The organism is Autumnicola edwardsiae (assembly GCF_031846505.1).
Lineage (GTDB): Bacteria > Bacteroidota > Bacteroidia > Flavobacteriales > Flavobacteriaceae > Autumnicola > Autumnicola edwardsiae.
Genome location: NZ_JAVRHP010000014.1, coordinates 1 through 25,296, shown reverse-complemented (window position 1 = coordinate 25,296; position 25,296 = coordinate 1). Strand labels below are relative to the sequence as shown.

Genomic DNA, 25,296 nt, shown 5'->3' with positions numbered 1-25,296 from the left:
CAGGATCTACTTTAAGGATACTGCCAGAAAGCAGTAGTTCTACAGGTTAAAACCTAGCTCAACACCCAATTTTAAGGCGATAAGCTTATTGATCCTTTTCTTGATTTCCGGGATTTTTACGCTTTCCAACACATTATTTGCAAAAGCATACATCAATAATCCGCGTGCTTCTTTCTTTGGGATTCCCCTTGCCCGCAAATAGAACAATGCTTCTTCATCCAGCTGACCGATTGTACAACCGTGACTACACTTAACATCATCTGCAAAAATTTCAAGTTGCGGCTTGGAATTTATTGTCGCCTTATCGTCTATTAAAATGTTATTGTTAGACTGGTACGCATTTGTTTTCTGTGCTTCCTTTTCCACAACAACCTTTCCGTTAAAAACGCCAATAGATTGATCTGCAAAAATCCCTTTATAATCCTGGTGACTTTCGCAATTCGGCTCGATATGGTGTACCAGGGTATTGTGGTCCACATGCTGTTTCCCTTCAATAATCGTTACCCCTTTCATAGTAGAATCTATATGTTCCCCTCTCTGATAAAAATTGAGATTATTACGGGTTAACTTCCCTCCAAAAGAAAAAGTATGTACAGAGACATGGCTCTCAGATTTCTGCTCAACAAAAGTGTTATCTATTAAAGATGCCGAAGATTTGTCGTTCTGGATCTTGTAGTAATCTACAATAGCTCTTTTATCTGCAAATATTTCAGTAACGGAATTAGTCAGAACAGGATGATCGGTAAGGCTCTGATGGCGCTCAATTATCTGAACATGCGAATTTTCATCTACCACTACTAAATTACGGGGTTGCACCAGTAACGCAGATTCATTTCCTGTTGAGAAATTTATAATCTGAATTGGCTTATCAGCCATCTTGTTCTTGTGGATATGAATATATGCCCCTTCTTTTGCAAATGCCGTATTCAGCGAATTTAAACCCGATTTCGGTGCAATTTTATTGAAGTAATTATCTATAACCGCCTTGTACTTGGGATTATTTAAAGCCGAAGACATTAGACACACATCAATCTTATCGTGGGTAGTCTGGGAAAGATGTGAGGAAAATATACCATCTATAAAAACCAGATCATACGTATCTATATCATGGATAAGAAACTTCTTTATATCCCTGTACTCTATAGCCTCTTCCTTCTTCGGAAATACGCTATAGTCGTGCTTTAAAACAGAATTAAGGGAAGTGTATTTCCAGTCTTCCTGCTTTCGGCTGGGAAAACCCATCGCTTCGAAGTCCTTAATTGCCTGGCTTCTTATTTGGTGAACATCATTATCACTTCCAAAGTCTTCTTCGAAAGCCAAAAATGATGATACTAATTTATCTTTTAATTCCATGTTTGTATGTTTCAAGTATTAAGTTTAAAGCTCTAAGCCTGCGCTTCTAAACTTCAAACTCCTCAATTTTCAAATTGAAAAATCTTCAAATTTTCAAATCGTTTACACCGCTTTTTCCGGCGTTACCCAGTCGTAACCTTTTTCTTCCAATTCGAAAGCCAGTTCTTTACCACCAGTCTTCACGATTCTCCCATCTACAAGAACATGTACCACATCTGGCACGATGTAATTCAATAAACGCTGGTAGTGCGTAATTACCAGAACGGCATTATTCTCATTTCTGAGTTTATTCACACCATCTGCGACTATTTTCAAGGCATCGATATCCAAACCGGAATCTGTCTCGTCCAGGATCGATAACTTTGGATTTAGCATAGCCATCTGGAAGATCTCGTTACGCTTTTTCTCCCCTCCTGAAAAACCTTCATTTAAAGATCTTGATAAAAACTTCCTGTCGATTGCCAGCATTTCTGATTTTTCACGGATAAGCTTCAGCATTTCATTTCCCGGCATATCTTCCAGCCCCTGCGCTTTTCTATGTGCATTTATAGACGTACGCATAAAATTGGTTACTGAAACCCCGGGAATTTCTGTAGGATATTGAAATGAAAGAAAGATACCCTTGTGCGCTCTTTCTTCAGGATCCAGCTCAGAAAGATCTTTATTTTCAAAAAGGATCTCCCCTTCTGTCACATCAAATTCTTCTTTTCCTGCGATAACCGAAGACAATGTACTTTTCCCGGAACCATTTGGTCCCATTATAGCGTGAACCTCTCCCGGATTAATTTCGAGATTAATTCCCTTTAGGATCTCTTTATCGTCTATACTCGCGTGTAAATTCTTAATTCTAAGCATAATTTTATGGTATGCATTCCGATAATCCGGAATTGATTTAAACTATTCTTGTTCTATTTATTAGCTTCCGAAGTTTCTTTCTCCTGAAGAATTTCTATTATTTCCCTGATTTCCACAACTTCTTTCCAACCTTCCCGGCTCTGGTTAGGTTGGATTTTACCTTTAATCTTCACCTTCACCAAATCAAAATCTTCCTTTTTATAAGGCTTTACCTTATCTGCAAGTTCTTGTGCCATGGAATCGATTTTCACTCCGTACACAAAATCCTGCCCCCGGAAGACTGCAGCATCTGCAACATAAATAAACTCACCGGTAAGGGTTGGAATACTATCCGCAACAGTTTCGGCTTCAGGCTCGGTCACAATTCCCTGCCTGTCTTCATCCTGACAGCTTATCATAATTAGCAGTATCGCAAAGAGACTCAGCAACTTCTTCATAATCCTTCTTATCCTAATATCTTATCCTACTGAACCTTCAAGTGATATTTCCAGTAATTTCTGGGCTTCTACAGCAAACTCCATAGGCAGTTTATTTAAAACTTCCTTACTAAAGCCGTTTACAATTAAAGCAATTGCTTTTTCTGTATCTATCCCCCGCTGGTTGCAATAAAAAATCTGATCTTCCCCGATTTTACTTGTTGTGGCTTCATGCTCCACCTGTCCCGATTTGTTCTTTACCTCGATATAAGGAAAAGTATGTGCTCCACATTCGTTCCCCATTAACAGGGAATCACATTGTGAAAAATTCCGGGCATTATCTGCGCGACTGTTTATTTGAACCAAGCCCCTGTAGGAATTCTGAGATCGTCCTGCAGAAATACCTTTGGAGATAATTGTACTTTTAGTGTTCTTACCTAAATGCACCATTTTGGTTCCGGTATCTGCCTGCTGATAATTGTTTGTTACTGCGATAGAATAAAATTCCCCTACAGAATTATCTCCTTTAAGGATACAAGACGGATACTTCCAGGTTACCGCAGAACCGGTTTCTACCTGGGTCCAGGAGATTTTTGCATTCTTCTCGCACAAGCCACGCTTGGTCACGAAATTGTACACACCACCTTTTCCTTCTTTATTCCCAGGGAACCAATTTTGCACCGTACTGTATTTAATTTCGGCATCATCAAGAGCTATTAGCTCCACAACTGCAGCATGCAATTGATTTTCATCCCGCGTTGGGGCCGTACAACCTTCCAGATAGCTCACATAACTACCCGGCTCGGCAACCACAAGCGTACGTTCAAATTGTCCCGTTCCTGCCTGGTTAATCCTGAAATAAGTTGAAAGCTCCATTGGGCAACGCACTCCCTTTGGGATATAACAAAAAGAACCATCACTAAACACAGCCGAGTTAAGTGCTGCGTAGAAATTATCTCGCTTAGGAACAACACTTCCTATATATTTTTTCACCAATTCCGGATGCTCCCTGATGGCTTCAGAAATTGAACAGAAAATAATTCCTTTTTCAGCAAGGGTTTTCTTAAAAGTAGTGGTAACAGACACCGAGTCCATTACGATATCTACCGCAACACCGGCAAGTTTCTTTTGCTCATCTACAGAAATTCCCAGCTTCTTAAAAGTATCCAGTAATTCGGGATCTACCTCGTCCAGGCTGTCATATTTCGGCTTCTTGTTAGGTGCTGAATAATAGGAAATATCCTGAAAATTCGGCTTTTTGTAATGTACATTAGCCCATTCCGGCTCTTCCATCTTTTCCCATTCGCGGTAAGCTTCAAGCCTCCACTCTGTCATCCATTCCGGCTCCTCTTTCTTTTTGGAAATCGCCCTTACAATATCCTCGTTTAAACCAACAGGAAAAGTATCAGATTCTATATCTGTATAAAATCCATACTCATACTCTTTGGTCTCGAGTTCTTTCTTTAAATCATCTTCAGTATATGCCATAGTCTCTAAATTCAGTAAAAGAGTTAAAGAGAAAAAAAGTTAAAAAGTTTAATCTACAATTTTCCCGTTCCTCTTAATGATGTATTTTATATAGTTAGAAAGCTGTTTTGAAATGGTAATAATGTCATTCTTCAGAACAACATACTCCTCATCACCTAAGACTTTCGTCTCTTTCATCACATTCAAAATATTTCTAACCTCGCCTGCTGAGCCTTTTGAAAAGTACAGAAAACGAACAAGCTCTTTGTCTGTTTCTCTTTCAAAACCTTCAGCTATATTATTTGATATAGAAAGTGTTGCTCTTTTAAGCTGATCTGTTAAAGCAAACTCTCTTCTTAATTTTTCACTTTTCTGAAGTTTAAAAATTTTCACTGTAAACGAGATTGCCTTTTGATAAACTTCTAAATCTTCAAAGGACTTATAATTGCTCATTTACTCTTTAACTTCTTAGCTTATTCTCTTATCACAGTGAAAAACTCTCTCCACAACCACAGGTGCGCTGGGCATTGGGATTGTTAAAGACAAAGCCCTTTCCGTTAAGTCCTCCGGAATATTCCAGGATTGTTCCGGCGAGGTACAAAACACTGCGCTTATCCACTACTATTTTTACATTGTTATCTTCAAAAAGCTTATCATCTTCGGCCTGAGATTTGTCAAATTTTAATTCATAAGACAATCCTGAGCAACCACCACTCTTTACACCAACGCGCACAAAATCCTGAACGCTGTCATAACCCTCTTCGGTCATTAAAGCGGCGATCTTCGTTTTAGCGCCTTCGCTTACTTTTATCATAGCTAAACAGATTAGTTCTAAATTGGGAACAAATATAGTACAAAACAAGCGGTTTACCATAGTGTGAGCATTTGTTTTAAGAATAGGTTAATAGGGCATTTCGATAAGACCCAATAACCTAAAAATAATTCTAATTAATTAGTTTACAGTAGATTAAATATTCATTTCTTTTAACCTTCATTTTAAGAACATAAAAGTCAGTTTCTATCATAAAAGCAACTGTTTTTAACCTCAGAAACTCTATAGAACAGGCTTCAGTTGAAATAATATTCACTTATTTTGCACTCTAAATTTGCATGTTATGTTTGAAAATAGTCAGGAAACCAAAACAAACCTTTCGGAATTAGGAGAATTTGGCCTAATAGATCATCTTACAAAAAACTTTGCACCAAAGTTAACGTCTACAAAAAAGGCCATTGGTGATGACGCCGCTATTCTGGATTTTGAAGACAATCAATGTATTGTAACCACAGATCTTTTGGTGGAGGGAGTACATTTTGACCTGGCTTATATGCCGCTGAAGCATTTGGGGTATAAAGCTGTTATGGTGAACGCATCAGACGTGTATGCCATGAACGGCAAAGCCACTCAAATTACCGTTTCTATTGCAGTTTCCAATCGTTTCCCTGTAGAAGCGCTGGAGGAATTATACTCCGGAATAGAACTGGCAGCAAATATCTACAATATCGATGTTATTGGCGGCGATACAACCTCCTCAACTTCAGGCTTAGTAATTAGCATAACTGCTTTGGGAATTGCTAAAAGTGAAGATGTTGTTTACCGGAGCGGCGCCAAACCCAATGATTTTCTCGTAGTATCGGGAGATCTTGGAGCTGCATATATGGGATTGCAGGTGCTGGAGCGAGAGAAACAGGTATTTAAGGCAAATCCTAATGCACAGCCAGATCTTGACCAGTACACTTATCTCATTGAAAGGCAGCTAAAACCGGAAGCAAGAAAAGATATTCCGCCGTTGTTGAAGGAGCTCGATGTGAAACCGACTTCTATGATCGATATTAGTGACGGATTATCTTCAGAAGTAATCCACCTTTGTAAAAATTCCAAAACCGGTGTAAATCTGTTTGAAGAGAAAATTCCGCTGGATCCCGCGGTAATTTCAGTATGCGAAGAATTTAAAATTGACAGTACCACAATAGCTTTAAGTGGTGGTGAAGACTATGAATTACTGTTCACCATTTCTCAGGAGGATTATGACAAAATTAAAGGCAACCCAAATTTGACAATTATCGGCCATATGACCGAAGAGAATGAGGGTATGCATTTAATTACCCGCGCAAACACAAAAATTCCTTTGATCGCCCGGGGCTGGAATTCAATGGAAAAAGAAGAGGAGGAAGATTAGCTCTTTAGCGGATAATTTTTTGCCCTGGAGGCTTATTCTTATAGCACTAAGTCACTCTCATAGAAGATTCAGCTAAATAATAAAGGCCGACCTCAAAAATGGAGCAAAAATCAGTACATACTATATAGATCTTCACCAGCTCATATTTCTCAGAAAGCCGTGTCATGAGTTTATTGAAGAAAATATTAGGAATATTTTCCTAATACTATATATGTAAATTCCTAATTGCTACCGAACGGATTAAGAAGCTTCAGCAAGTAAATTCTTGCGGTTCCTTCTTCTTTGATGGATCTTCGCAAGGTAATTGTTCGTTTCTTTAAATTTTGGGGTAAGGCAGGCTAAAAATCCGTTAGCCGTATCAGTCATTTCCATTCCACATTTAGCGCATTTATACTCGTGGATATGCTCAGTTACATTTTTGAAAACCTTAAGTGTATGTCCAAAAATGTTGCAAAAAACCTTTGAAAATGAAAATAGCTTAGGGTTTCTATTCTTCATAAAGATTTGATTTTCTTGTTTCTATAATTTAAAATTAGAAAAAAAAGTTAATAAATCAGATAAAAAGTTAAAATTAATCGATCAAATGTAAAAGTTTTCTTAATGTCGGTTTGTCTTCAATAAAGGATAAATGCCCTCCATTTAACAGAAAATAATTTGCATTCCCCGTAATAGCTACCTTTTTCAGGCTTTTATAATTTAAAATAGGATCCTCTTTTCCTGCAATTATATTTTTTTCTATTTCCAGGTTTGAAAATAGATTCATATTGTCTGTACGAATTTTCATACCTTTTGTTGCCGCTGTTATGCCCTTTGTGCTCATCTCCAGAGCTTCAGAAATTAAATTTTGAACCTCTGCCTTGTGCTTTCCTGAGCTGGACGGTAACATTAGATTGGAAATCGCCATTTTCACAAATGCATTTTTATTCTTACTGACCAGCTTTACTGCACGGTCACGGTTGTTTTTTCTCTCCTCGCTATCCGCTTCAGGAGTAGAATTGATTAATGTTAAACTTCTTAACAGAGTAGGGAAAATTTTTGACAATTCCAAACTCACATAACCTCCCATGGAATGTCCCGCGACCGCCGCTTTTTCTATACCCAAATTCCGCAGCACCTCTTTTACACCTTTAGCCATTTCCTCCATGCTGTGAATTTCATTAAAACAGCCAGATTTTCCATGACCGGGAAGATCTATACATACTACCTGCCTATGCGCTGCAAGGGAAGGAACAAAATCATCCCATATCTTCGAAGACTCCAGGAAACCATGTAAAAGAATCAGTGGGTTCCCCTCTCCTTCAGAAGAAAAAAATATTTCGGTATCTCTATAGTTTATGGTCATATGTGATAATTAAAAAGCCACGAAACATTATTTCTTATGTTCGTGGCTATTCAAAAAAAATAATCAGGAAATGCTAAGCATTCATTATTTCTTCAATTTCTTCTACTTCTATTGGAATGTTTCTCATTAAATTGAACGGCTCTCCTTTTTCCTGGATCACCACGTCATCCTCAAGACGAATCCCAAATCCTTCTTCCGGAAGATAAATCCCTGGCTCTACCGTATATACCTGGTTTGCCTCCATAGGTTCGGTAAGAATTCCGTAATCATGAGTATCCAAACCAATATTATGGGAAGTTCCGTGCATAAAATATTTCTTGTATGCAGGCCAATCCGGATTTTCCTTTTGCACATCGGCTTTGTCCAGTAAACCCAGACTTATTAATTCTGAAGTCATTAGTTTCCCTACTTCCTTATGATATTCTGCCCAGATGGTTCCAGGAACAAGCATTTTAGTAGCTTCTTTCTTCACGCGGTTTACCGCATTATATACCTGCTTTTGCCTTTCTGAATATTTCCCGGAAACCGGGATTGTACGGCTAAGATCACTGGCATAATTGGCATATTCGGCACCTGTATCCAACAGTATAAGATCTCCCGCCTGGCATTGCTGGTTATTTTCGATATAGTGAAGAACATTTGCATTGTTCCCGCTGGCGACAATAGGAGTATAAGCAAAGCCGCGGGAGCGGTTCCTGATCATCTCGTGATAATATTCGGCTTCAATTTCGTATTCCCAGACTCCCGGCTTCACAAATCCCAGCGTTCTGCGGAAAGCTTTTTCAGTGATATCACAGGCATTTTGCATAAGCGCAAGTTCTATTGGATCTTTAACAGATCGTAACCGCTGAAGTATAGGATTGCTCTTTGCTACCTGGTGAGCAGGATATTTCTCTTTGCACCATTTGATAAAGCGCATATCCCGGGTCTCGGTTTTATGTGAAGAACGATAGTGCTCATTAGTATTAAAATAAATGGTTTCACACTGTGTCATTACTTCAAAAAAGATCTTTTCAAAATCTTTCATCCAGTAAACTGTCTCCACGCCACTGACTTCCAGAGCTCTTTCTTTAGTAAGTTTTTCACCTTCCCAAACCGCAATATGCTCATTGGTTTCGGTTAAAAACAGAATTTCACGGTGCTCTTTCTTTGGTGCATCTGGAAACAGCACAAGAACACTTTCTTCCTGGTCCACTCCACTCAGGTAGAACAAATCCCTGTTTTGTTCAAACGGAAGTGTACTGTCAGCCCCAATAGGATAAACATCGTTAGAGTTAAAAACTGCAAGACTAGCGGGCTTCATCTTCGCCATAAAGTTCTTGCGGTTCTTTATAAAAAGTTTTGAATCGATTTGGTGATATTTCATTTATAAAATTTAATTATTGACTTTTAAAAGATATTTGTTTTAAGCATAAAGCATAAGGAACCTCGAATGAGAAGAATATGTATAGCCTTTTTCGGCTACTATGCAATTAACTAAGGCTATCTGGCCTGTTTTTCCGCAAAATTAAAAAGCTTCAGGTGAAATCCTGTTAAAGTGCCACTAAATATAGGTTTTTACCTAGCTTTCATACAATGACAGGCGGTTTTTAAGCCTCACATTCTGTTTTTGCAGTTTCTGCACCTGATCCAGTAAATGGTGGATCGCCTGCAGACCTTCTATATTAATATCGAGATCTTTGTGCAGCCGCATCATTTTCTCAAAATTCCGGAGGTGATCACAAGGCACATACTCCTTTCGCTCCAAAGTAACTATTTCAATAAGCCCGCTCTCGTAAAGAGAACTTATAAACGTTCGTTCCACCTTGTAAAGTGAACAAATTTCTTCTGCCGGTACTAAATCGTCTGACCTCATGATCTTAAATTTTGTAATTGCCTAAAAAGTTCCTTCTCCCTCTCGTTTAAACGTGTGGGCATTTTTATCTTATACGTGATAAAAAGATCTCCAAACTGTCCCTCCTTTTTATACTTCGGAAAACCCTTGCCTTTCAATTTTACCTTTGTATCTGCCTGGGTTTCCGGTTTCACCTTTAGCTTCACCTTTCCGTCGAAAGTGTCTACAGTGACTTCTCCGCCCAGGAGTGCTGTATATAAATCGATCTCTTCTATGCTGTACAGGTTCTCCTTTTCTCTCTTAAATTTTGTATTATTCACAATATTGAAGGTGATAAAAAGATCTCCTCTTGGGCCACCCTGAATTCCCGGCGCCCCGTGATTCCTGATTTTAATGGTCTGGCCATTCTCTACACCTGCAGGAATAGTAAGCCGGATCTTTTTACCATTCACAGTAATGGTTTGCTTCTGGCTCGTGTAAACATCGCTCAGATTTAAGTGAAGCTCGGCATTAAAATCCTGCCCCTTAAATTGCGCGCCTCTCCCTGCTCCACGGGCTCTCGCACCACCTCCAAACATCTGTTCAAAGAAATCTGAAAAAGTATCGTCTTCAAAATCTCCCGAATACGAGTACCCTCGTCCTTCACCATAACCGCCAAAACCTGCGCCGCTGCTCTGTTTTTGCTGTGACCTTGCCTGTTCATATTGATCTGCATGTTGCCAGTCCTTTCCGTACTCATCATACTTCCTGCGCTTTTCGGGATCACTTAAAACCTCGTGAGCTTCATTTATTTGCTGAAATCTCGCCTGCGCTTCTTTATCATTAGGGTTAAGATCTGGATGATATTTTCTGGCGAGCCTGCGGTAGGCTTTCTTTATATCTGCCTGGCTTGCAGATTTATCCAACTCCAACAATTTATAGTAGTCTATAAACTCCATTTATCATCGAATTAAATTTTCTCCGGAAATTTTTTCCCAAACTGAAATTACGAATTTCGGAATTAATTGCCGTTAAGCTTTTGCAAAAACAAAAGAAGATGATTGTTTAGCCTCTGTGAAAAACAAATTCCTAATTTCTTAATCCTTACAATTCCAATCAATTTTAGGCCTCTTTAAACTCTTTCTAAATTCATGGTAAAATACCAGCTAAAGTTTGTAATAAATAAGAATGAGGTGTATTTTTGCTCCACTTTTATTCAAACAATCTCAAATTTTATGGCAAAATCTGCGCTTTTAAAGTCATCTCTGGCGAAAAAATACTGGATGTCTTTCACGGGCCTCTTTCTTTGCACGTTTTTAGTAGGTCATCTCCTGGGAAATTTGCAGCTCCTGCTACCGGTAAGCGATGCCGCACGTGATCAATTTAATGAATATGCGTTGTTCATGACCACCAATCCGCTTGTACTTATATTATCTTACGTAACTTATATAAGTATTCTTTTTCACGCCATAGACGGGCTGGTATTAACCATTAACAACCGCAAGGCGAGACCTCAAAAATATGTCAGCTTCAGACCTTCTACCAATACTATCTGGGCTTCCCGGAACATGGGTATTTTGGGAACGGTTATCCTGGCTTTCATCATTGTACATATGAGCGCTCTTTGGGCTAAAATGAAATTTGGAGGATTGGATCACACCATTTACACTACAGAAAGTGGTGCGAGGGTAAAAGATCTTTACACCCTTACCCTCGAAACTTTTCAGGATTCGGAATGGGGATTGGTACTCGTAATCTTCTATGTGTTATCCATGATAGCAATCGCTTTTCACCTTATTCATGGTTTCGGCAGTGGATTTCAGTCTTTGGGAGTGAACCACCCTAAGTACAACGGGTTCATCAGAAAATTCGGATATGCATTTGCAATACTAATTCCTTTAGCATTTGCAGTAATTCCGGTATATATTCACTTTGTATTAGATAAAATATAAGCTATGGGAATATTAGATTCAAAAATACCAAAAGGCCCATTGGCAGAAAAGTGGACCAAACATAAAAATACGATTAACCTTGTTAATCCCGCAAATAAAAGAAATATAGATGTTATTGTTGTAGGTACCGGCCTTGCAGGAGGTAGTGCTGCCGCCACAATGGCAGAACTTGGTTATAACGTAAAAACCTTTTGCTACCAGGATTCCCCAAGACGCGCACACTCTATCGCCGCACAGGGAGGGATTAATGCCGCAAAAAACTATCAGGGAGATGGCGATTCCAACTATCGCCTTTTTTATGATACTGTAAAAGGTGGTGACTACCGCTCCCGCGAAGGAAACGTTTACCGTCTAGCTGAAGTTTCAGGAAATATTATTGACCAGTGTGTTGCACAGGGTGTACCCTTTGCCCGCGAATATGGCGGCTTGCTTGATAACCGCTCTTTTGGAGGGGTACTGGTTTCCCGTACTTTTTACGCAAAAGGTCAAACGGGACAGCAATTACTTTTGGGTGCATATTCTGCAATGAACAGGCAGATTAACCGTGGCAAGATCCAGCCGTTTAACCGTCATGAAATGCTGGATATTGTAATTGTAGACGGCAAAGCCCGGGGTATCATTGCAAGAAACCTGATAACAGGAGAAATTGAAAGACACAGTGCACATGCTGTGGTAATTGCTTCTGGTGGTTATGGAAATGTATTTTTCCTTTCTACAAATGCCATGGGAAGTAACGTTACCGCTTCATGGAAAATCCATAAAAAGGGTGCATATTTTGCTAACCCTTGTTACACGCAAATTCACCCCACCTGTATTCCGGTTTCAGGAGACCATCAGTCCAAACTGACACTGATGTCTGAATCTCTCCGGAATGATGGTAGGATCTGGGTTCCGAAGAAAAAAGAAGATGCTGAAAGTTTAAGAGCCGGAAAACTTAAGCCTACAGAAATAAAAGAAGAAGATAGAGATTATTATCTGGAAAGAAGATATCCTGCTTTTGGTAACCTTGTACCCCGGGATGTGGCTTCAAGAGCTGCAAAAGAACGTTGCGATGCCGGTTATGGCGTAAACAGAACCGGAGAAGCTGTTTTTCTTGACTTTGGTTCTGCATTTATGCGCTATGGTAGAGAAGAAGCAAACACGCAGCACCTCGATAATCCTTCAGAAGAAAAGATTAAAGAACTTGGTAAAGCTGTCGTAGAGGCAAAATATGGAAACCTTTTCCAGATGTACGAGAAAATTGTAGATCAAAATCCTTACGAAACGCCAATGATGATCTATCCTGCTGTACACTATACGATGGGCGGTATTTGGGTAGATTATAACCTGGAAACTACTATCCCCGGTTGTTTTGCTGCCGGAGAAGCGAACTTTTCAGATCACGGCGCCAACAGGCTTGGAGCTTCGGCCTTAATGCAAGGTCTGGCCGACGGTTATTTTGTTCTTCCGTATACAATTGGCAACTATCTTTCACAGGATATTAGCACCGGAAACATTTCTACGGAAACTGCCGAATTTGAAGCTGCAGAGAAGGAAGTTCGTGCAAGACTGGAGAAATTGATCAATACTAAAGGAACAAAATCTGTAGATAACTTCCATAAGCGCCTTGGTAAAATTATGTGGAACAAAGTAGGAATGTCCCGTAATGCTCCCAACCTTAAAGAAGCAATTTCAGAAATCCAGGCGCTGAGAGAAGAATTCTGGAATGATGTTAAAATCCCCGGAACTGCAAACGAAAAGAATTCCGAGTTGGAAAAAGCAGGCCGTGTTGCCGATTTCCTGGAACTTGGAGAACTTTTCGCTAAAGATGCGCTGCACAGGGAAGAATCCTGCGGGGGACACTTTAGAGAAGAATACCAGACAGAAGAAGGGGAAGCCCTTCGTGATGATGAAAATTTTATGTACGTGGCCGCATGGGAATACACAGGGCAACCTGCCGATGCCGTTTTACATAAAGAACAACTGGAATACGAAAATATTCAGGTTAAAACAAGAAGCTATAAATAATTTGAACATTTGAAAATGAGGAAATTTGGAAATTGACTCATCATCAAATCTTTAAATCTTCAAATTAAAAATATGAATCTTACACTAAAAATATGGCGTCAAAAAAACGCTACCGCTAAAGGAAAAGTACAGACTTACCAGATAGCAGATGTCTCTCCCGATATGTCATTTCTCGAAATGCTGGACGTATTGAACGAACAGTTGGTTGAAAAAGGAGAAGAGACTGTGGAATTTGATCATGATTGCCGTGAAGGTATTTGTGGATCCTGTTCTTTGCAAATTAACGGAGAGCCCCACGGGCCCGACCGTGGAGTTGCAACCTGCCAGTTGCACATGCGTAGATTTAAGGATGGTGACACCATTACCATAGAACCCTTTAGAGCAAAAGCCTTTCCTGTAATTAAGGATTTAATTGTAGACAGGAGTGCCTTTGAAAGGATCCAGCAAGCCGGTGGTTATGTTTCTGTAAATACTTCAGGAAATACGCAGGATGCCAATTCTATCCCAATAGATAAGGAAGATGCCGATGCTGCATTTTATGCTGCAACCTGCATCCAGTGTGGCGCTTGTGTTGCGGCCTGTAAAAATGCCAGTGCGATGCTCTTTACTGCTGCAAAAGTGAGCCAGTACGCACTTTTACCACAGGGAAAAGTAGAAGCAACACGACGTGTTCTTGCTATGGTGGAGCAAATGGACAAAGAAGGTTTTGGAAATTGTACCAATACCGGAGCTTGTGAAATAGAATGTCCTAAAGGAATTTCCCTGGAAAACATCGCCAGGATGAACCGCGAATATTTAAAAGCCAGTGCAAAATAAACACCGGTTAAATAATATATAATACCAATCCCGAACTTTGCCGTTCGGGATTTTTTATGCATCTTATTTAAAAAGTGGACCATGCCTGATTTCAATAATCTTCCTTCAAAACTGCCACAGGGCAAAACCAGTATATTTTCAGTGATGAGTACTTTGGCGAGAGAAAATGATGCCATTGATTTATCTCAGGGTTTTCCAAACTTCGAAACCGACGCGCGGCTAAAAGAGCTGGTTTATAAAGCTATGAAAGACGGACATAACCAATATCCGCCAATGAATGGGATTCCGGAATTACGGGAACAAATTTCTGCTAAAATTGAAGATTTGTACGGAGTGAAATATAAAGTAGATACTGAAATTACGCTTACTTCCGGTGCCACGCAGGCTTTGTATTGTGCTATTACCGCCTTTATCCATCCCGGAGACGAGGTGATTGTTTTTAAACCCGCCTACGACAGTTATGAACCGGCAATTAAATCTAATGGCGGGAAACCGGTGCTTGTTCAGCTAAAGGGAAAAGATTTCAGCATAGATTGGCAGGAAGTGAAGGACAAAATAAATGCCAGTACGAAAATGGTCATTATTAACACTCCGCATAATCCCACCGGCACGGTCATGTCCAAAGAAGACATGCAGCAACTGGAAGGCCTGCTGAAAAACACCAATATCATCCTGCTGAGTGATGAAGTTTACGAACATATTATTTTTGATAATATCGAACATCAAAGCGCTTCCCGTTTTCCCGGTTTAGCTGAAAGGGCTATAGTTTGTTCTTCATTTGGAAAGACATTTCATAACACGGGATGGAAAATGGGCTATTGCGTTGCTCCGGAAGAACTAATGAAGGAAATATGGAAGATTCATGAGCTCACCGTCTTTTGCGTAAATCACCCTATGCAACGTGCGTTTGCAGAATATTTAAAGGATCCCGAAAACTACCTTAGCTTAGGCAGTTTTTATCAGCAAAAACGGGACAAATTCCTCAAACTGATGAAAGGAACCAAATTTACCGCCATTCCCTCCTCTGGAACTTATTACCAGCTTTTTGACTTTTCTGAAATTACAGATGAAAAAGATACAAATTTTGCCAACCGGCTAACGCGGGAACATAAAGTGGCTTCTATCCCGGTTTCAGAATTTAATATTGATAAAAAAGACAATAAACAACTCCGCTTTTGCTTCGCTAAGACCGATGAAACCCTGGAAAAAGCAGCAGAAATCTTAAACCGAATCTGATTTTTCTTCAATCCTGAAAAAGCTTTAAATTCTACAGCAATACATGACCATTAAGATCGAAAATTGCCATTTTGAGCTGCACACGAGCGGGGCAGCATTCTGGAAAGACAAAAACATGCTCTTGATTAGTGATGTGCACCTGGGAAAAATCAGTCATTTCAGGAAATTTGGAAGCGCGGTACCTCAAAAAGCCATTGCCAAAAATTTCAGTGAACTTACAAAGCTTGTGGAGCATTTTAGTCCGGCGAAAATTGCCTTTTTGGGCGATTTGTTCCACAGTTCCCTTAATGCTGAATGGGATTTATTTGAAGAATGGGTAAATTTGGTCACTTCAGAAATTATTCTAATTACCGGAAACCACGATATTATTTCTCCGCTGAAATATGAGGAACTGAATATCAAAATTCAGCCTATGCTGAAAATTGGCAATTTTCGGCTTACACATCATCCGGAAGCAACAACGGCAGATTTCAATATTTGCGGACATATACATCCGGGCTTCAAATTAAACGGAAAAGGCCGGCAGCAGTTGAAATTGCGATGTTTTTATAAGTCTCAAAATCAGTTAATCCTGCCTGCTTTTGGTGAATTTACCGGCAACCATTATCTAAAACCCAAAGAAGAAGATCAAATCTTCGCAATTACAGAAAATGAAGTAATTTTAGTAAATTAAATGTTCTGTTGCCGTTCCTTTCGGAATGAATACGAATTAGAAAACATAAAAACAGTTATGATAAGAAGAATTTTCGGAATTGGCTTTTTAGCATTAGCTTCCTTTCTATTACTATACTTTGTTCACGGAATTTACACCAACCCGAATTCCTTATTAATCATAAAAGTTATATTTAGTGGAGAACTTGGGCTGGAATGGACCTCGGGCATTCTTTTAATTCATTTTACTTTCTTTATAATACTATTCCTATTACTAAAATTTGGGTTTAAATGGACAGAATTTTCTAAATAACGGAACGAACTTAAAATTAACCACAGTTCATTTTCCCTTACTATCTTAAATAATACATTATGGCTAAAAAACTTTCTATTTTCAATTTCCTTTCGGTAATCTTAGCCATTATAGTAAATTATTATTCCCAGGCCGTTCAACTAAACGGAAATACCATGGGCAGCCTGAGCGCCGAGTATGAAAATCTTTTTACACCCGCAGGCTACGCATTCTCCATATGGGGAGTAATTTATATAGCACTCTTGGCCTATACAGGTTTCCAAATGTATTGCGCCTTTAAAACCGGCAAGCACACAGATCTTATCATCAAAACAGGTGCATGGTTTATTTTGGCAAATATCGCCAATTCAGCATGGGTTATTGTCTGGCTTTATGAATTCACCGGTGTATCGGTACTCATTATGCTCTTCATTCTATTTTCCCTTATAAAAATCATCCTGAACACCAACATGGAGCGCTGGGATGCGCCGCTAAAAGTTATTGCGTTTAGCTGGTGGCCCATTTGTTTCTATTCCGGGTGGATCGCGGTGGCCACTATCGCAAATATTTCTGCTTACCTGGCAAAAATTAACTGGGACGGCTGGTTTTTAAATGAAATACAATGGACTATCCTGATGATTATTGCAGCCACAGTTCTCAATCTCGCTATCCTTTACACCCGTAACATGCGCGAATTTGCACTTGTTGGTGTTTGGGCGCTGGTGGCGATATTCGTAAGACATTCCGGTGAAAATGAAACCATTGCCTGGGCCGCGATGATTGGAGCAGTAATTCTCTTTCTTGCTGCCGGTTATCATGGCTATAAAAACAAGAAAACCAGTCCTATGGCTAAAATGAAAGGTTCTTAGAATTTTAAAATTTTTAAAAATAATCCTTTTTTTCAGTAAATTAGATAAATTCCGAAGCTATGAAAACTATCGAAATAAAAGTAAAGGGTAAAATATATGAAAGAGTCATTTCCGCTTTACAGCAATTTGATTCCGAAGATCTACAAATTCTGGAAGAAGGTAGAAATCAGCATTATCTGAAAAAGCAACTCCTCGAATTAGAGAGTGGGGATGCCGAATTTGTTACAATGAGCGAACTTGAACAACTCCTGGAGAAAAGAATCCAAGAATATGAAGGTTAAGCTTCTTAAAAGCTTTTCTCTACAACTTGCAGATCAGGTTGGGTATATTGCTAAAGATAAACCTAAAGCAGCACGCCAGTTCAAGAAAGATATTCTAATGACATTAGAAATTTTAGAGAAAATGCCTTTTCTCTTCAGAAAATCTTTTCATTTTCAGGATGAAAATATAAGGGAACTTACATTTAAAGGATATAAAATTATCTATAGAGTAAACGTTGCTAAAGACACCATTCAGGTTTTTGCGTTACTAAAATATAGAAAGATGAACTCCTGATTTAAATTCATCTTTAATTCCTATTTATCTAGAAAAATCCAGCACTCCACATTTTCTCTTAAGGAAGTTCCAATTGTAGGCGAAAAAAGCGGATTGTATAAAATAATGCCTGGAGCAAAGCGTTAAAAAATTGTTGAGTTGTTGTAAGGGATGATTTCAGGAATTATCTTTGCACCAATGAGTAAATCTGCTATTGCCCAAAGCTTTGCACAATCCCTGCCACAACAGGAATTGCAAAATGCTATTGCCTCCTTCGATTCCGGCCAGGACTACAAAAAGGGAAAAATCCACCTGAAAGGCCTCGTTGGCTCTTCGCTTTCCTTTGTGATTTCCAATGCTTTTAAAGAAGCTGAAAATCCGTTTTTGCTGGTGTTTAATGATAAGGAAGAAGCTGCCTATTATCTAAATGACCTGGAGCAGCTTATTGGTGAAAAAAATGTGTTGTTCTACCCAGGAAGTTACCGCAGGCCTTACCAGATTGAAGAGACCGACAATGCAAATGTTTTACTTCGAGCCGAAGTTTTAAACCGGATAAATTCCCGAAAAAAGCCGGCAATTATCGTTACTTATCCCGATGCGCTTTTTGAAAAGGTGGTTACGCGGAAGGAGCTTGACAAAAGCACCTTAAAAATTTCTCTTGGCGACAGTCTTTCCATCGACTTTGTAAACGAAGTACTTTTTGAGTATAAGTTTAAAAGAGTGGATTTTGTTACCGAGCCCGGAGAATTTTCGGTTCGTGGAGGAATTATTGATGTTTTTTCCTTCAGTAACGATGAGCCTTACCGGATAGAATTTTTTGGTGATGAAGTAGACAGCATCAGGAGTTTTGATGTGGAAACCCAGCTGTCTACAGATAAGACCAAGAAAATTTCGATTATGCCGAATGTGGAAAACAAACGGCTGGATGAAGTGCGCGAGAGTTTTCTAAAATACATTGCAGAAAATACAGTGATTTTTGTCAAAAATCTCGATATGTTTTCGGCACAAATCGATAAACTCTTCAGCAAAGCCGAAGAAGCTTTTAAAAATCTTTCAGAAGAAGTAAAGCATAGCGAACCTGTTGAGCTTTTCTGCAATGCCGAAAATATTAAAAAACAGCTGCTGACTTTTTCAGTAGTAGAACTGAGCAATCAGGCGTTTTTGAGTCCGCAGCAGGTTATAAATTTCCGTACAAAACCGCAGCCTTCCTTCAACAAGCAATTTGATTTATTGATTGACAATCTTATAGAAAACCAGGAAAGCGGTTTTACCAATTATATTTTGTGCGTTAGCGAACAGCAGGCAAAACGTTTTCACGAAATTTTTGACGACCAGGAACGGGAAGTAAAGTATCAAACGGTAGTGCTTTCTATGTTCCAGGGGTTTATAGACGAAGATGCAAAAAATATTTGTTATACAGATCACCAGATCTTTGAGCGTTATCATAAATTCCACCTGAAGAATGGCTACGCCAAGAAACAGGCAATTACTCTAAAAGAACTTACCAACCTGGAAGTTGGGGATTATGTTACGCATATCGACCACGGAATTGGAAAATTTGGCGGACTGCAAAAAATTGATGTGGAAGGCAAAATGCAGGAGGCTATTAAGCTGATCTACGGGGAGCGTGATATTTTGTACCTCAGCATTCATTCGCTGCACAAAATTTCAAAATACAATGGTAAAGACGGGAAACCTCCCAAGATCTATAAACTGGGAAGCAATGCCTGGAAAAACCTTAAGAACAAAACCAAGGCCCGGGTTAAACATATCGCCTACAATTTAATTGAATTGTACGCAAAACGAAGGCTTCAAAAAGGATTTGCTTACGGGCCGGATTCCTATTTACAGCATGAACTGGAGGCTTCTTTTATTTATGAAGACACTCCGGACCAAAGTACGGCCACCCAGGCGGTAAAGGAAGACATGGAAAACGAGCGCCCCATGGACCGCCTGGTTTGCGGGGACGTTGGTTTCGGGAAAACTGAAGTCGCCATTCGGGCTGCTTTTAAAGCCGTGGACAATGGTAAACAGGTGGCAGTTCTTGTGCCAACCACCATCCTCGCTTTTCAGCACCACCAAACATTTACGGAGAGGCTGAAAGATTTCCCTGTTACCGTAGATTACCTCAACAGGTTCCGCACAGCAAAAGAACGCCGGGAAACTTTGGCAGATCTTGAAAGTGGCAAAGTTGATATTGTAATAGGAACACACCAACTGGTGAATAAAGCGGTGAAATTTAAAGATCTGGGGCTGCTGATTGTAGATGAAGAGCAAAAATTCGGGGTGGCTGTAAAGGACAAGCTGAAAACCATCAAGGAAAATGTAGATACGCTAACACTCACGGCTACGCCAATACCGCGTACACTTCAGTTTAGCTTAATGGCTGCAAGGGATTTATCTACCATTACCACTCCGCCGCCCAACCGCTATCCTATAGAAAGCACAGTGGTGCGCTTTTCTGAAGAAACCATACGTGACGCGGTTTCCTACGAAATCCAGCGTGGCGGGCAGGTTTTCTTTATTCATAATCGCATTGAAAATATTAAGGAAGTAGCCGGAATGATCCAGCGGCTGGTTCCCGATGCCCGCATTGGGATTGGTCACGGGCAAATGGAAGGCAAGAAACTGGAGAGATTAATGCTTAGCTTTATAAATGGTGAATTTGATGTGCTGGTTTCCACCACTATTGTTGAAAGTGGGCTGGATGTTACCAATGCAAACACCATTTTTATCAATAACGCCAATAACTTTGGCCTGTCAGACCTGCACCAGATGCGCGGCCGCGTTGGCCGGAGCAACAAAAAAGCATTTTGCTATTTTATTACTCCGCCATATTCGGCAATGACGGAAGATGCCAGGAAGCGAATGACTGCCCTGGAACAATTTTCTGAACTGGGCAGCGGCTTTAATATCGCCATGAAAGACCTTGAAATTCGTGGAGCGGGAGATTTGCTGGGCGGAGAACAAAGTGGCTTTATCAATGAAATTGGCTTTGATACGTATCAAAAAATCTTAAATGAAGCTATTGAAGAGCTGAAGGAAAATGAATTTCAGGAACTTTACAGTGAAAACGAAAGTGTTGAAGATAAGGTCTTTGTAAAAGACACGCAGATTGACACCGATTTTGAAATTCTTTTCCCCGATGATTACATCAATAATATTTCGGAAAGACTAAACCTGTACACGCAACTTAACAATATTACTTCGGAAGAAGAACTGCAAAAATTCGAAGCCGAACTCACGGATCGTTTCGGGGATTTGCCGACACAAGCCGTTGACCTGCTAAACAGCGTACGTATTAAATGGATCGCTTCAAAAATCGGCCTGGAAAAAGTTGTGCTGAAACAGGGTAAAATGATTGGTTATTTTATTGCAGACCAGCAATCGCGGTTCTACCAAACCAATGCCTTTACAAGGGTGCTGCAGTACGTACAAACGCACCGGAACAAGTGTACCATGAAAGAGAAGAAAACCCGCGCCGGCCTGCGCCTGCTTCTTACGTTTGAAAAGATAACTTCTATTGATACCGCTTTAAAGGTTCTGGAGCCTCTTGATTTCAGGGTAAAGAAAGAGGAAGATGTAGAGGCCTGAATTTTCACATTTAGTTTGGACTACAGTCCCCGACTGTGCTCCAACTAAAAAACTGGAAAAGCATATTTAACTTTAGTATTCCGCATTAAGAACATGCTCAAAATCGCTTACCATCCCATCTACAAACATCCTTTGCCTGAAGGTCATCGTTTCCCAATGGAGAAGTATGAACTTTTGCCACAGCAATTGTTACTGGAAGGGACCTGTACCGAAGAAAATTTCTTTGAACCTGAAATTCCGGACGATAAGCATATTCTTGCTGTGCATGATGCCAATTATTATTCCCGTTTAAAAAACCAGGAACTAAGTGAACGGGAGGTTAGGAAGACGGGATTTCCACTTACAAAAGCATTATACGAGAGGGAGATTATTATTGCCGACGGCACGATGAAGTGTTGCCAATTTTCATTAGAGCACGGAATTTCTTTTAACATTGCCGGTGGTACGCATCATGCTTATTCTAATCGTGGCGAGGCTTTTTGCCTGTTAAATGACCAGGCGATAGCGGCACGTTACCTTCAGAAGAATAAATTAGCCGAAAAAATTCTGATTGTAGACCTGGACGTGCACCAGGGCAACGGTACTGCTGAAATTTTCGAGAACGACCCTTCGGTTTTTACTTTTTCTATGCACGGCAAAGGCAATTATCCGTTTAAAAAAGAGAAATCAGATCTCGATATTGAAGTTCCTGACGGTACTGGAGACCAGGAATATCTTCAGCTTTTAAAAGAAACACTTCCGGCGCTTATCGAAAAAGAGAAGCCCGATTTTATCTTTTATCTCAGCGGCGTGGATATCCTGAAAACTGACAAATTAGGCAGGCTTTCCTGCAGCGTTGGCGGCTGTAAGGAGCGAGACAATTTCGTACTTCAGCTTTGCCATGAGCACTCTATTCCCGTACAATGCAGCATGGGTGGAGGATATTCGCCCGAAATCAAAATAATTATAGAAGCCCACGCCAATACGTACAGGCTGGCGCAACAAATCTATTTTTAGCTGAATTTCGCTCCAAGAGACCGTTGTAAAATTACAAATGAACCCCAAATTCCTGAAATTCTGAAGAAGAGAATCACTGGTACAGAAAAAACACTCCCGGACGTCCAACTTCAACATTAATATTTTAATTTATCCCTATATTTAAGCCCAAAACAGACAACTATGAGGCTTTCAACTAAATTTCTGATCCCTTTTATATGCTTTTTTCTGAATTTTTCAGCTTTTGCACAGTCAAATGAAGGAAATGCAGGTTCAGAAAAGATCCGCGTTAATCAAATAGGGTTTTATCCTGAAGGTCCGAAAATGGCAATTATCGCCACTACAGAAGCCACCGACTTCTCTATTCTTACGGCAGATGATAAAAAGGAAGTTTTTTCAGGAAAACTAGGCGATGCTGAAGAATGGCCGCATAGCAAGGAAACCGTAAAACAAGCTGATTTTTCTTCCGTAGAAAAAACAGGAGAATATGTATTGCACGTACCGGGAATTGGCAACAGCCATCCTTTTGAAATTGCCGAAAATGTGCATTTTGAGCCGGCAAAGGCAAGTATAAAAGCCTTTTATTTTCAGCGGGCTTCCACAGACTTACCCGAAGCCTACGCCGGAAAATGGGCAAGAGAAGCAGGACATCCCGACGATCAGGTAAAAATCCACAATTCGGCGGCCTCAGAGAATCGCCCTGCGGGATCTACAATTTCCAGCCCCGGAGGCTGGTATGATGCAGGGGATTACGGAAAATATATCGTAAACAGCGGAATCACCATGGGAACTTTATTTGCGCTGTATGAGGATTTTCCGGAATACCTCGACACCCTGAATTTGAATATTCCCGAGAGCTCGAATAATCTTCCTGATTTTCTTGATGAAGCACTGTACAATTTACGCTGGATGATGACCATGCAGGACGAAGATGGCGGCGTTTATCACAAACTTACCAGCGCAAACTTTCACGGTGCGGTGGCGCCAAAAGATGCCACTTTACAACGTTGGGCGGTACAAAAAGGAACAGCGGCAACGTTAGATTTTGCAGCAGTAACTGCGCAGGCAGCAAGAATATTCAGCGATTATAAAAATGAATTGCCGGGATTGGCAGATTCGCTGTTGGTAATGAGTGAAAACGCCTATGACTGGGCCAAAGAAAACCCGGAGGTAACGTACCGCCAGAAAGAATTGCAAGATCCGGAAGTAAGCACCGGCGCCTACGGCGACCGAAATTTTAAAGATGAACTGCAATGGGCCGCAACAGAACTTTTTATCACCACCGGGAACGAGGAGTACTACAAAGACGCAGACATTGAAAATTCTTTAGAATCTGAGTTCGGGATTCCCGCATGGCCAAATGTAAACACGCTTGCCCTCTACTCTCTTGCCAGGCACAGGGACAAATATCAGGATAACGAAGTTGTAAATATAGATGCAATAACAGACCAGCTTACAAAAATGGCCGATGACCTGGTCGCATCTTCCAAAACTTCAGCTTATGCAATCCCTATGGGAATTAACGAATCAGACTTTGCATGGGGCAGCAATTCAGAAGCTGGAAACCAGGGTGTACTTCTTTTGAACGCTTATGAAATCACCGGAGACGATAAATATTTAAATGCTGCAAATGACAATCTTGATTATTTGCTGGGAAGAAATGCTACGGGCTATTCCTTTTTGACCGGTTATGGAGAGAAGTCAACGAAAGATCCGCACCACAGGCCTTCTGAATCTGACGATAACGAAGATCCCGTTCCCGGACTATTAGCCGGCGGTCCAAACCCCGGGCAACAGGATATCGCCGGTTGTGGAGACAAGTATACAGCTGCGCACCAACATCCGGCAACGTCCTACATTGACGATCGCTGCAGTTATGCCAGTAATGAGATCGCGATTAACTGGAATGCGCCTTTTGTATATCTCGCCAATGCGATAGAGGCAATTAGGTAAAAGCAGTTTTAAAGGAAACAGGTTTTAAAACAGGAGTGGTTTAACTCCTGAATAAAGGCTTACCTTTACCGCTTACAATCCAGAAATTACATGTCATTTAAAAAATTGAATACTCCCCTTAAGGATGCGCTTGACAGACTGGGGTATGAAAGTCTCCTGCCTTTCCAGAAGAAATTAATCCCTAAGATCAAGAGCGGAAAAAACCTTTTTGCAATCGCTCCCCAGGGTAGCGGGAAATCTACGGCTATTGTAATTAGCACCTTGCAGATTTTGGAAAGCAAAGCTTTTGAAGATGCGCCGCGGGCCCTGATCTTTGTAAAGGACAAACAGGCTGCTTTAGAACTGGAAGAAAAATTTAACGAGTTTATCAGGTATATGGATGTTAGGGTTTTTAGCGCTTATGACGAACCCGATATCGAACAGCAAAAGGTTTCCATTTATGAAGGTGTGGATGTGGTGATCGCCACTCCAAATAAGCTGTTCAAGCTTTTTAAGATCACCGGAATAAATGTGAGTCAGTTAAAATTGTTTATTGTGGAAGATGCCGAATTTCTTCTTAACAGCAGGGATTTTAATGACCTGATCCGGATTCCACCACATATCACCAAATGCCAATATCTGGTTTTTGCTTCGGAATTCAATTCCAAAATAGAACGGTTAAAAGACTCCTTTATGTCACATTCTGACGTGGTACGCGCGGCAAAATAGCTGCGGATTTTTCCGTAAGCTTTTCCCGGTTCAAGACCGGAATATTTTTCAGCAAGAAATAAAGGTGGCTTATTTTATGAAAGCAAACCTAAACCACCTTTAGATCGAACCTGTGCTTCTGAAGCTTTTCAAAACCTTTCCAGAAGCTTTCCAGACCTGCAGGAATTGGAGGAATTGTGCCGACTACTTGCCCATCAACAGGATTTCGTTGCAAATCACTTCGGTTACATAGCGTTTTATGCCTTCTTTATCCTCATAACTTCTGCTGGTAAGTTTCCCTTCGATC

25 protein-coding genes are annotated in these 25,296 nt (G+C 40.3%); 13 read left to right on the top strand and 12 right to left on the bottom strand.

Features of this window, described 5'->3' with window-relative positions; all coding sequences use genetic code 11:
- Positions 1 to 39: 39 nt before the first annotated feature.
- From sufD to RM529_RS04445, 6 genes are all read right to left on the bottom strand, one after another.
- On the bottom strand, positions 40 to 1,353 hold the full coding sequence (sufD, locus tag RM529_RS04470) for a Fe-S cluster assembly protein SufD (protein ID WP_311483547.1): 1,314 nt from the start codon (positions 1,351 to 1,353) through the stop codon (positions 40 to 42).
- A gap of 102 nt (positions 1,354 to 1,455) precedes the next feature.
- A complete protein-coding gene (gene sufC / locus RM529_RS04465; RefSeq protein ID WP_311483546.1) occupies positions 1,456 to 2,208 on the bottom strand; it encodes a Fe-S cluster assembly ATPase SufC in 753 nt (250 codons plus the stop codon).
- Positions 2,209 to 2,261: 53 nt separating this feature from the next.
- Complete coding sequence (locus RM529_RS04460; RefSeq protein WP_311483545.1) at positions 2,262 to 2,645, bottom strand: hypothetical protein; 384 nt, start codon at positions 2,643 to 2,645, stop codon at positions 2,262 to 2,264.
- A gap of 21 nt (positions 2,646 to 2,666) precedes the next feature.
- Positions 2,667 to 4,112 carry a Fe-S cluster assembly protein SufB gene (gene sufB, locus RM529_RS04455; protein ID WP_311483544.1) on the bottom strand — a complete coding sequence of 482 codons (1,446 nt, stop codon included), beginning with the start codon at positions 4,110 to 4,112 and terminating at the stop codon, positions 2,667 to 2,669.
- A 48-nt stretch (positions 4,113 to 4,160) separates the two neighbouring features.
- Positions 4,161 to 4,544 (bottom strand): four helix bundle protein, encoded by a 384-nt coding sequence (locus RM529_RS04450; protein WP_311483543.1) that lies wholly within the window; start codon positions 4,542 to 4,544, stop codon positions 4,161 to 4,163.
- Positions 4,545 to 4,575: 31 nt separating this feature from the next.
- Positions 4,576 to 4,905 carry a HesB/IscA family protein gene (locus RM529_RS04445; RefSeq protein WP_311483542.1) on the bottom strand — a complete coding sequence of 110 codons (330 nt, stop codon included), beginning with the start codon at positions 4,903 to 4,905 and terminating at the stop codon, positions 4,576 to 4,578.
- A gap of 301 nt (positions 4,906 to 5,206) precedes the next feature.
- On the opposite strand from RM529_RS04445, the gene thiL reads away from it, so the two are divergent.
- The gene (thiL, locus tag RM529_RS04440; RefSeq protein WP_311483541.1) at positions 5,207 to 6,268 is read left to right on the top strand and encodes a thiamine-phosphate kinase; all 1,062 of its coding nucleotides are present in this window, start codon (positions 5,207 to 5,209) and stop codon (positions 6,266 to 6,268) included.
- 240 nt (positions 6,269 to 6,508) lie between these two features.
- Here thiL and RM529_RS04435 read toward each other — a convergent pair whose 3' ends face one another.
- The 5 genes from RM529_RS04435 to RM529_RS04415 all read right to left on the bottom strand — a co-directional run bounded on the left by RM529_RS04435 (position 6,509) and on the right by RM529_RS04415 (position 10,382).
- Complete coding sequence (locus RM529_RS04435) at positions 6,509 to 6,766, bottom strand: DUF1660 family phage protein (protein ID WP_311483540.1); 258 nt, start codon at positions 6,764 to 6,766, stop codon at positions 6,509 to 6,511.
- A gap of 73 nt (positions 6,767 to 6,839) precedes the next feature.
- Complete coding sequence (locus tag RM529_RS04430) at positions 6,840 to 7,610, bottom strand: alpha/beta hydrolase (RefSeq protein ID WP_311483539.1); 771 nt, start codon at positions 7,608 to 7,610, stop codon at positions 6,840 to 6,842.
- 73 nt (positions 7,611 to 7,683) lie between these two features.
- Positions 7,684 to 8,976: an aminopeptidase P N-terminal domain-containing protein gene (locus tag RM529_RS04425; RefSeq protein ID WP_311483538.1), complete on the bottom strand. Its 1,293-nt coding sequence runs from the start codon at positions 8,974 to 8,976 to the stop codon at positions 7,684 to 7,686.
- Positions 8,977 to 9,171: 195 nt separating this feature from the next.
- The gene (locus RM529_RS04420) at positions 9,172 to 9,465 is read right to left on the bottom strand and encodes a chaperone modulator CbpM (protein WP_311483537.1); all 294 of its coding nucleotides are present in this window, start codon (positions 9,463 to 9,465) and stop codon (positions 9,172 to 9,174) included.
- On the bottom strand, positions 9,462 to 10,382 hold the full coding sequence (locus RM529_RS04415) for a DnaJ C-terminal domain-containing protein (protein ID WP_311483536.1): 921 nt from the start codon (positions 10,380 to 10,382) through the stop codon (positions 9,462 to 9,464). The genes RM529_RS04420 and RM529_RS04415 overlap by 4 nt, the downstream gene beginning before the upstream one ends.
- A 276-nt stretch (positions 10,383 to 10,658) precedes the next feature.
- Here RM529_RS04415 and RM529_RS04410 point away from each other — a divergent pair, with 276 nt between their 5' ends.
- The 12 genes from RM529_RS04410 to RM529_RS04355 all read left to right on the top strand — a co-directional run bounded on the left by RM529_RS04410 (position 10,659) and on the right by RM529_RS04355 (position 25,010).
- On the top strand, positions 10,659 to 11,375 hold the full coding sequence (locus tag RM529_RS04410) for a succinate dehydrogenase cytochrome b subunit (protein ID WP_311483535.1): 717 nt from the start codon (positions 10,659 to 10,661) through the stop codon (positions 11,373 to 11,375).
- A gap of 3 nt (positions 11,376 to 11,378) precedes the next feature.
- On the top strand, positions 11,379 to 13,382 hold the full coding sequence (locus RM529_RS04405; protein ID WP_311483534.1) for a fumarate reductase/succinate dehydrogenase flavoprotein subunit: 2,004 nt from the start codon (positions 11,379 to 11,381) through the stop codon (positions 13,380 to 13,382).
- Positions 13,383 to 13,454: 72 nt separating this feature from the next.
- A complete protein-coding gene (locus tag RM529_RS04400) occupies positions 13,455 to 14,198 on the top strand; it encodes a succinate dehydrogenase/fumarate reductase iron-sulfur subunit (protein WP_311483533.1) in 744 nt (247 codons plus the stop codon).
- Between the two features lie 81 nt (positions 14,199 to 14,279).
- Positions 14,280 to 15,434 (top strand): methionine aminotransferase, encoded by a 1,155-nt coding sequence (locus RM529_RS04395; RefSeq protein ID WP_311483532.1) that lies wholly within the window; start codon positions 14,280 to 14,282, stop codon positions 15,432 to 15,434.
- A gap of 43 nt (positions 15,435 to 15,477) precedes the next feature.
- Complete coding sequence (gene pdeM / locus RM529_RS04390; protein WP_311483531.1) at positions 15,478 to 16,107, top strand: ligase-associated DNA damage response endonuclease PdeM; 630 nt, start codon at positions 15,478 to 15,480, stop codon at positions 16,105 to 16,107.
- 350 nt (positions 16,108 to 16,457) lie between these two features.
- Positions 16,458 to 17,246, top strand: coding sequence for a TspO-related membrane protein (locus RM529_RS04385; RefSeq protein WP_311483530.1), 789 nt, complete (start codon positions 16,458 to 16,460; stop codon positions 17,244 to 17,246).
- A gap of 59 nt (positions 17,247 to 17,305) precedes the next feature.
- Positions 17,306 to 17,527, top strand: a complete 222-nt coding sequence (locus tag RM529_RS04380) for a hypothetical protein (RefSeq protein ID WP_311483529.1) — start codon at positions 17,306 to 17,308, stop codon at positions 17,525 to 17,527.
- Positions 17,517 to 17,801, top strand: a complete 285-nt coding sequence (locus tag RM529_RS04375; RefSeq protein WP_311483528.1) for a type II toxin-antitoxin system RelE/ParE family toxin — start codon at positions 17,517 to 17,519, stop codon at positions 17,799 to 17,801. The genes RM529_RS04380 and RM529_RS04375 overlap by 11 nt, the downstream gene beginning before the upstream one ends.
- Positions 17,802 to 17,978: 177 nt before the next feature.
- Positions 17,979 to 21,374 (top strand): transcription-repair coupling factor, encoded by a 3,396-nt coding sequence (gene mfd, locus RM529_RS04370; RefSeq protein ID WP_311483527.1) that lies wholly within the window; start codon positions 17,979 to 17,981, stop codon positions 21,372 to 21,374.
- Between the two features lie 93 nt (positions 21,375 to 21,467).
- On the top strand, positions 21,468 to 22,370 hold the full coding sequence (locus RM529_RS04365; RefSeq protein ID WP_311483526.1) for a histone deacetylase family protein: 903 nt from the start codon (positions 21,468 to 21,470) through the stop codon (positions 22,368 to 22,370).
- Positions 22,371 to 22,532: 162 nt separating this feature from the next.
- Positions 22,533 to 24,302, top strand: coding sequence for a glycoside hydrolase family 9 protein (locus tag RM529_RS04360; protein ID WP_311483525.1), 1,770 nt, complete (start codon positions 22,533 to 22,535; stop codon positions 24,300 to 24,302).
- A gap of 90 nt (positions 24,303 to 24,392) precedes the next feature.
- Entirely contained in the window at positions 24,393 to 25,010 is a 618-nt protein-coding gene (locus RM529_RS04355; protein WP_311483524.1) for a DEAD/DEAH box helicase, read from the top strand.
- A gap of 183 nt (positions 25,011 to 25,193) precedes the next feature.
- On the opposite strand, the gene RM529_RS04350 is transcribed toward RM529_RS04355, so the two are convergent.
- The coding region (locus tag RM529_RS04350; RefSeq protein WP_311483568.1) for a single-stranded DNA-binding protein at positions 25,194 to 25,296 on the bottom strand (103 nt) is incomplete at its 5' end.

What these genes read in the sequence shown, in the direction of transcription:
- thiL (WP_311483541.1), top strand. Translation starts at nt 5,207, where the DNA reads ATGTTTGAAAATAGTCAGGAAACCAAAACAAACCTTTCGGAATTAGGA.
- RM529_RS04450 (WP_311483543.1), bottom strand. Translation starts at nt 4,544, where the DNA reads ATGAGCAATTATAAGTCCTTTGAAGATTTAGAAGTTTATCAAAAGGCA.
- RM529_RS04420 (WP_311483537.1), bottom strand. Translation starts at nt 9,465, where the DNA reads ATGAGGTCAGACGATTTAGTACCGGCAGAAGAAATTTGTTCACTTTAC.
- RM529_RS04445 (WP_311483542.1), bottom strand. Translation starts at nt 4,905, where the DNA reads ATGATAAAAGTAAGCGAAGGCGCTAAAACGAAGATCGCCGCTTTAATG.
- RM529_RS04435 (WP_311483540.1), bottom strand. Translation starts at nt 6,766, where the DNA reads ATGAAGAATAGAAACCCTAAGCTATTTTCATTTTCAAAGGTTTTTTGC.
- RM529_RS04425 (WP_311483538.1), bottom strand. Translation starts at nt 8,976, where the DNA reads ATGAAATATCACCAAATCGATTCAAAACTTTTTATAAAGAACCGCAAG.
- sufC (WP_311483546.1), bottom strand. Translation starts at nt 2,208, where the DNA reads ATGCTTAGAATTAAGAATTTACACGCGAGTATAGACGATAAAGAGATC.
- RM529_RS04385 (WP_311483530.1), top strand. Translation starts at nt 16,458, where the DNA reads ATGGCTAAAAAACTTTCTATTTTCAATTTCCTTTCGGTAATCTTAGCC.
- RM529_RS04365 (WP_311483526.1), top strand. Translation starts at nt 21,468, where the DNA reads ATGCTCAAAATCGCTTACCATCCCATCTACAAACATCCTTTGCCTGAA.
- RM529_RS04460 (WP_311483545.1), bottom strand. Translation starts at nt 2,645, where the DNA reads ATGAAGAAGTTGCTGAGTCTCTTTGCGATACTGCTAATTATGATAAGC.
- RM529_RS04360 (WP_311483525.1), top strand. Translation starts at nt 22,533, where the DNA reads ATGAGGCTTTCAACTAAATTTCTGATCCCTTTTATATGCTTTTTTCTG.
- sufB (WP_311483544.1), bottom strand. Translation starts at nt 4,112, where the DNA reads ATGGCATATACTGAAGATGATTTAAAGAAAGAACTCGAGACCAAAGAG.
- RM529_RS04380 (WP_311483529.1), top strand. Translation starts at nt 17,306, where the DNA reads ATGAAAACTATCGAAATAAAAGTAAAGGGTAAAATATATGAAAGAGTC.
- mfd (WP_311483527.1), top strand. Translation starts at nt 17,979, where the DNA reads ATGAGTAAATCTGCTATTGCCCAAAGCTTTGCACAATCCCTGCCACAA.
- sufD (WP_311483547.1), bottom strand. Translation starts at nt 1,353, where the DNA reads ATGGAATTAAAAGATAAATTAGTATCATCATTTTTGGCTTTCGAAGAA.
- RM529_RS04415 (WP_311483536.1), bottom strand. Translation starts at nt 10,382, where the DNA reads ATGGAGTTTATAGACTACTATAAATTGTTGGAGTTGGATAAATCTGCA.
- RM529_RS04430 (WP_311483539.1), bottom strand. Translation starts at nt 7,610, where the DNA reads ATGACCATAAACTATAGAGATACCGAAATATTTTTTTCTTCTGAAGGA.
- RM529_RS04395 (WP_311483532.1), top strand. Translation starts at nt 14,280, where the DNA reads ATGCCTGATTTCAATAATCTTCCTTCAAAACTGCCACAGGGCAAAACC.
- RM529_RS04405 (WP_311483534.1), top strand. Translation starts at nt 11,379, where the DNA reads ATGGGAATATTAGATTCAAAAATACCAAAAGGCCCATTGGCAGAAAAG.
- RM529_RS04355 (WP_311483524.1), top strand. Translation starts at nt 24,393, where the DNA reads ATGTCATTTAAAAAATTGAATACTCCCCTTAAGGATGCGCTTGACAGA.
- pdeM (WP_311483531.1), top strand. Translation starts at nt 15,478, where the DNA reads ATGACCATTAAGATCGAAAATTGCCATTTTGAGCTGCACACGAGCGGG.
- RM529_RS04410 (WP_311483535.1), top strand. Translation starts at nt 10,659, where the DNA reads ATGGCAAAATCTGCGCTTTTAAAGTCATCTCTGGCGAAAAAATACTGG.
- RM529_RS04400 (WP_311483533.1), top strand. Translation starts at nt 13,455, where the DNA reads ATGAATCTTACACTAAAAATATGGCGTCAAAAAAACGCTACCGCTAAA.
- RM529_RS04375 (WP_311483528.1), top strand. Translation starts at nt 17,517, where the DNA reads ATGAAGGTTAAGCTTCTTAAAAGCTTTTCTCTACAACTTGCAGATCAG.